Annotated in this window: 6 protein-coding genes; 1 reads left to right on the forward strand and 5 read right to left on the reverse strand. The window is 59.2% G+C overall.

The window, feature by feature from the left end; all coding sequences use genetic code 11:
* Nucleotides 1–8 precede the first annotated feature (8 nt).
* Entirely contained in the window at nt 9–80 is a 72-nt protein-coding gene (locus tag VK574_RS01540; RefSeq protein WP_472798045.1) for a BrnA antitoxin family protein, read from the forward strand.
* A 506-nt stretch (nt 81–586) separates the two neighbouring features.
* On the opposite strand, the gene VK574_RS01545 is transcribed toward VK574_RS01540, so the two are convergent.
* The 5 genes from VK574_RS01545 to VK574_RS01565 form a co-directional block, all read right to left on the reverse strand.
* Complete coding sequence (locus tag VK574_RS01545; protein ID WP_472798040.1) at nt 587–2,281, reverse strand: ankyrin repeat domain-containing protein; 1,695 nt, start codon at nt 2,279–2,281, stop codon at nt 587–589.
* 441 nt (nt 2,282–2,722) lie between these two features.
* Nucleotides 2,723–2,992 (reverse strand): VapC toxin family PIN domain ribonuclease, encoded by a 270-nt coding sequence (locus tag VK574_RS01550; RefSeq protein ID WP_472798041.1) that lies wholly within the window; start codon nt 2,990–2,992, stop codon nt 2,723–2,725.
* Between the two features lie 289 nt (nt 2,993–3,281).
* Nucleotides 3,282–3,584, reverse strand: coding sequence for a hypothetical protein (locus VK574_RS01555; RefSeq protein WP_472798042.1), 303 nt, complete (start codon nt 3,582–3,584; stop codon nt 3,282–3,284).
* A 149-nt stretch (nt 3,585–3,733) separates the two neighbouring features.
* Entirely contained in the window at nt 3,734–4,837 is a 1,104-nt protein-coding gene (locus VK574_RS01560) for an alpha/beta fold hydrolase (protein WP_472798043.1), read from the reverse strand.
* Between the two features lie 402 nt (nt 4,838–5,239).
* Nucleotides 5,240–6,179, reverse strand: a 940-nt coding sequence (locus VK574_RS01565; RefSeq protein ID WP_472798044.1) for a biosynthetic peptidoglycan transglycosylase, incomplete at its 5' end; no start/stop codon positions are given.

Here is a 6,179-nt window from a genome sequence, read left to right on the forward strand (position 1 = left end):
CGGAAACATTGGCGCGTTGGAAGGCTACGGGCCCGGGCTGGCAAACACGGATGGCCGAAGCGTTGTCGAGAGCTGTCTGATTGAGATGTTAAACCGCGCGGCGTCCGGCAATGCCGCATGGCGCATCAGAAGTCACGACAGATGTCTCACGTATCCCTGTGTTGCCCCACATACCGCGAAAATTCACACGCTAATCACACTTGGCATCAGCGTTCGCACGAAACTGCTTGTTTTCCAGATCCGGAAGCGCCTTCCCCGTGGGTTCGATTCCCATCGCCCGCTCCACTTTTCGTTGCCTGGCGTGTCCCTGCGTTGTCCCGGGGCGCGACTTAGCTTATCGCCCAGTTCCCAGAGTCTCGAGGCGGCTACGACCGTTCCTTAGATCGAATGCGTCGACCGGTCCATCGGTCGAGTTCGATCTCGATGCCTTCATTGGTCCGTCATCGGACCCATTGCCGACAGTCACGAGCGGCCGCTATCCAGTCCGCAGACTTTGGGTGAAGCGCAGCGAGCACTCAGCGTCTTTGACAAAAAAGACGCTCCTTGCGCATAGATTTTGCGCGATCATTTCCTCGTTTCGTTTGGCTCAATCGGTGCCAAAGCGCTCCGCCATGTAGTCTGCCACTTCATCCATACCAAGCTGGCGATACCATTGACTTGGTGTCTTGCCTTCATGGTTGCGAACAGTCGGATCGGCACCGTATTTCAACAGTATCTCGATGGTCGCCACACTGGCATCGAAGTCGGGATCATCTTGCTTAGCCTGACTGACGACATGTAGCGCGGTATTACCCATTGGCGTGCGCTCAAATACCCGGGTGGCATCTTGAGCCAGCAGCTCTTCGCCACGCTCCGCATCGGCCACGCGGCACATGTCCATGAGATTGTGGGTGACCGGCAGCAAGACATCGACCACCGGCCAGTGATGGTGATGTAAGGCGATCCCCAGAGGTGTCGAATGCCAGTTCTTCTCCCTCGCATCCGGATCCGCGCCATGCGCTATCAGCTTCGCGACTTCCTCTGGCTTCCGCCACGCGGCGTAGCGGTGTAGCACTGTCTGACCGCTATGGTTCTGACAATTGATGTCGTAACCCTGCTGCACCAACCAAAGACAGGTATCTACATCGGACATAGCGCAGTTGCTGAGCAGCTCGATGTTCTGTAGCAGCTGCGGATGCTGCCGCAACATGTCCGCGGCCAGACTTTTGTCCTGCTGATGAAGTGCAATAGCGAAACGATCCTCGACGCTTAGAAGCTCAACTCGTGCGTCAAACTTTTCGAGCAGTGCCGCGATCTCGGTTCGCCCGGTCAACCGAGCAACGGCATGGACGGAATGGTGGTTGTAGCGGCTCACGGAATTGGGGTTGGCGCCACGCTCGAGTAGGAAGCGAACCAGTTCAAGATCGCCGTTAGCTACCTCGTGACACAGCAGGAAATCAAAAATCGGTTCTTCATCACCGGCGCTCCAATTGGCCCGATCGCCGGCCTTGAGCCCGTATTGCACAAGTAAACGCAGCCACTTGCCCAAATCCTCACCGAGCATAGTGTTGTACAACGCTTGACTCTGATTCGGATTGGCGCCGGCATCGAGCAGTAGCATGACCAGCTCCTGCGCAAGAGGATGCTCAGGGCAAGCGATGGGGCCGCGTTCTCCTCCACCGACAGCGCCAGTTAGGGCGGTGAACCCAATGGGATCCGTGGAGTGCGAGTCCGGTGAGGCCCCGAATTCGAGCAGCATGTTGGCAACCGCCAATGAGTGTTGCTTGTTTTGCTCGACGCGACTGTAGGTTACGTACATCAGGGGTGGCCAATTACGCGGTCCACCGTTGCGCTGCGCAAGCGCTGGATCAACGCTCAGAAAGGCTGTCACGCTCCGATGATCGGCGGCCGCCAGCGCACAGTAAAAATCACCCTCGGATATCTCCGGCATTTGACGAAGCCACTCGGCGGCACGTTCAAACCGCCAGGGTTGATCGTCGCCGTTGTAACTGAGGCAGGCATGGCGGATGAAGCGCTCGGCTCGCTCCTTAAGGGTGCTGGCGCGCAGATGCCGCAGCTCTACCTCATTGCGTAACCGTTCCCAATCAACGAAGCCGTACATTCGCGCAATTGCTAGCTGGGCATCGCGCAAACTCACAAAATCAGCCGGTCGGGGATGGAAGGCAAGAATGCTTTGAAGCGCCTCGCCCCGTTGCGCCCGTACGTCGCGCAACAGCTGCTTGGCCTGTTTCTTCAAGTGATTTAAGTCGGGATGCGCGGGCAGCGTCAATTGAGTGGTCATGAGACCTCCTTTCATTTCAGTGCCGTAGTCCGCTCAATCAGGCTGAAAGAAGGTAGTCTTCTCGCGCAGTACTAGCTTTGTGGGATGATCCCTTGCCGCGGACAGGAGGCGCCAAAGCAGCGCACTGCCGGCAATCTACCCAATGCGGCAAACCGACGTCAAGCAATAGGTCTGTAAACCGCGCGGCGGCGGGCAATGCCGACGGGCGCATCAAAAGTCACGGCAGTTGTCACACCTGTCCATGCGTTGCCCAACATACCGCCAAATTTCACACGCTAATCACACTTAACGTCAGCATTCTCCCCAAACCGCTTGTCTTAAAGGCTCGAAAGCGCGTTCCGTGTGGGTTCGATTCCCATCGCCCGCTCCACTCTGAAATCCGTAGAGTTACAGCGGTGCGAGGGCGGTTTACGCTCCGTTACTTCGGTGTACTGAGCAACGCTAATTCACGGCGACGCCCAGCGTGGCGGCCAGTGCGTGAAGTCGCTTGTCTCTGGTCCACAACTGACATCCCTCAATTGCCGCAGCCGCGAGCAGGTGGGAGCCTACATAACCGACCCCACGACCGTACAACTGCCGCGCTCGTATGAAGCTCAAGACCTCATCATGTTCGGCCACTGTCACCGAGCGTAGTTGTTGGAGGAGTTCAAGTGTCGCATCGCGGTTCGAGAAGTTTCCGCAAGCAAGTTCACCAACCACGAACGGATGCATAACTACGATGCTGCGACGAAGACTCTCCGCAAGCTCAGGAAGGCCTTCGCGAAAGTAGTCGTGTGTCGGCGAGAATCATGTGGCTGCCGCCGCACGCCTCCTCGGCACGGACTCAAGCTTGGGCTGAGTGCCGCCTAGCTTGGCAAGTCGCGCGGCGCTCTCCTTCTCGATGCGGGCTTTGAGCCCTTCTCGGAGTACTGTCGAACGATCAAGACCCCCGGTCAGTGACTGCAGTTGGCCACTCGATCCGAAGCCGCCGGCCAGGAACGTCTGCCCTCCGGTTGCTCGTCTAGCCTAGGATGCGTGGCTTCTTCCCTTCAAGCTTTGCTCTCCATTGCAGGAGCAACTGGACGGCGGCTTCGTCTTCCTTCCGATTGGCCGGAAGCTCCATATGCTTCGTTCTGATATCCGTGAGATAGTCGGCGACGGTACTCGCAGGGCTGTTCGCCATCAGCAACATCATCAACTGCGGGACGTAGCCTGAGTATTCGTCACGCGCCATAACGGCACCTGCAACACCAATAGGATCCCAAATGTAATGAAGAATTTCGTCAGTTCGATTTTTGAACTCGCCCGACACATCTAGTTCCATTTTGGTCTCGCGTCGAAACTTGTAATTGATTCATCGTACAACGGCCATCGAGAGTCTGTCTTGACGGATGCCTGGCTTCAATCGGACGGCATTCGGACCCCAAGCGGTCCTCGATGACCGACCGCTTTGCCGCCAGCGAATCAATGATCCTATGAGGCCGCGCATGCACTCCGCGCGATTGGCAATACGCTCTCGATCATCCATGCGTTGAACTTCTGCGGCTCCTCGAATGGCGGGTAGTGGCCGGAATCTTCGAACCAGACGAACGACTTTTGCGGAGCGGAGATGCTTTTTAGGTAGTCGAAGGTCAATGGCGCATCGACCACATGGTCTGTGCGCCCCGAAAGAAAGAATATCGGCGCGTCGAATCGCAAATGACCACTGTTCAGTACGACCTTGCCCTCCGCATCAGAAATGGCGGCGTTGAAATTGTGGGCGAGTAGAAACGCAACACCATCACGCCAGTTCAGCTCGCTCGCGCTGACGCCGGCAAGAGCTAGGGATAGTTCACTTCCACTGCCATGGAAGGCGCCCCCGTATTTTTCCAACAAGGTTCTCGGCGTCCATACCTCACCGGCCGGCCGTGGTGGCGGCCCAATTCGCTGGAGGCGCTCAAGTGCCAAGACATCGCGCCGTGCGCGCGCTTGATTGAGCACGAATTCATAGGATCGCCTCTCGGACTCCAGCGCATTCGCCTCCTGCCCGATGCCGACATACGCGGCGAGATTCTCGGGGTGACGCTCTGCGTAAAGCAGGCCCGGCACGGTGCCCCATGAATGCGCAACGAGAACGACCTTGCGGCAGTCGAAACGCCGCTGCAGACCGTCGATCAGAACATCGAGATCCGCCACGTATTCGTCTATCGTCTGTCTTGCCGGCTTCGGCCCGAACGGATCGAGCGAACGTCCCGCGTAGCGCTGATCCCAAAGGACAACTACGAAGTGGTCTTCGAGCGCGCTGTTGTAGCGTCGGACCACTCCGGTCTCGCTGGTCCCAGGCCCGCCGTGGACCCACACCAGCAGCGGATTCCCTCGGTCGCGCCCTCTGAGGATGACGGACTGGTCCATACCGTTGATCGGCCAGCGTTCCATTGAAGCGATGCTATGGGGTAACCCACCGCCCGCCTCGTCTCGAAACGAGGGTGTCGAAACAGGGCGCAGCAGATAGAGCGCGGTCGCGAGCGAGCCCGCGCTAACGAGCGCAAGTAGAGTGACGATCGCTCTAAAGGCGACCTTTCGGAAAGTCGTTCGCATATGGAATCGAATCCTGCAACGTACCCTCAGCAACTAAGCTAGCACACTGGCTTCTTCAATCTCGCGCGCAAAAACCAACTGCTGGTTGTTCGACAAGGCGTATGCGAATGACCGCAAACCGCAGGGCAATCCAAGCTGGTGAAGGAGCGAATTGGCCGAAGGCACTAGCTCGCCGGTCGAGTTGGTTGCCCCTGCTGATCGCTGAATGCACCTAATTCCCAGAAGTCGGATCGTGAGAAGCCGGCGTGGACGAAGGAGACTTTCGCGCGTGCTCGCAAGGCACGTGACGTGTTGCCGGAAATCTGAGTCCCGATATGACGCCAACGGGAGTGCGATACCGTCAGAACCGAACTAGAAGGGGACTTTGGCGCTCCTCTCCCACCCGGTTCCATTTGCCACCGATCATCCGGCCGGCCTGCCGCCGGCAACCACGATGGGCTCGCCGAGCGCTCGCCGATATTCCTCCTCGCCGATCGCATCCACCGACCGCAGCTTGGCCAGCAGCTCGTCGATCAGCGAACGCAGCCCAGGCCCCGGCGTGCCGCGCGCGAATGAACTCTGGTACTTGATCGGCCCGGGGATGATCGCGACCAGGAAGGCCATCTCGGCCGGCGTCAGCTCTCGGGGTTCGCGACCGAAATAGCGGCGGGCCGCGGGCCGCAGGCCACGCAGGTCCGGTCCCCATTCGATGATGTTCAGGTAGATCTCGAGAATACGGTCCTTGCCGAGCGCCGACTCGAGCAGGAACGTGATCGCCAGTTCCTGCAGCTTACGTCCGAGCTGCTTGTCGCGCGACAGGAACAGGTTCTTTGCCAGCTGCTGGGTGATGGTCGACGCGCCGCGCGCGGCGCTGCCGCGCGACCAGTTGGTGAGCAGCGCGGCGGGTAGTTCACGCAGGTCGATGCCGCGATGCCCGTAAAAGCCTGTGTCTTCGGCAAGCAGCAGAGTGCGCACGAACAGCGGCGGAACGTCGTGCAGGGCGATGAAGTCGGGGGATGCGAGCGAGACGTCGATGGGGCGGTGCGGCCCGGGGCCGTCTTCGGATCTGAAGATGAAATCGCCGCGCAGGCGCACGATCGCCGGCGGCATCTGGCGTGGCGGCCTGAAGTCGATCTTTTGGCTCACCGAGAGAGAGGCAGGGTCCGCCGGGCGTCCGCGTACACGCACGTCGATCGTGGCCGAGCCAAGATCACGGCCTGCGCCGGGCGCCATTCCCAGGCTATCGGGCACCGCGAGCCCGGATGCACCCAGCAGTTGCGCGAAGTCCAGATGCTGCATGCCGAGTGCGAGATCGACAACCGGATCGGTATCGAGATCGCGCAGGGTGATCGAGCCCGACAGG

The organism is Occallatibacter sp., assembly GCF_035317045.1.
Classification (GTDB): domain Bacteria; phylum Acidobacteriota; class Terriglobia; order Terriglobales; family Acidobacteriaceae; genus Telmatobacter.

Coding starts and splice junctions, on each gene's coding strand:
- VK574_RS01545 (WP_472798040.1), bottom strand. CDS start 2,281: ATGACCACTCAATTGACGCTGCCCGCGCATCCCGACTTAAATCACTTG.
- VK574_RS01555 (WP_472798042.1), bottom strand. CDS start 3,584: ATGGAACTAGATGTGTCGGGCGAGTTCAAAAATCGAACTGACGAAATT.
- VK574_RS01560 (WP_472798043.1), bottom strand. CDS start 4,837: ATGCGAACGACTTTCCGAAAGGTCGCCTTTAGAGCGATCGTCACTCTA.
- VK574_RS01550 (WP_472798041.1), bottom strand. CDS start 2,992: ATGCATCCGTTCGTGGTTGGTGAACTTGCTTGCGGAAACTTCTCGAAC.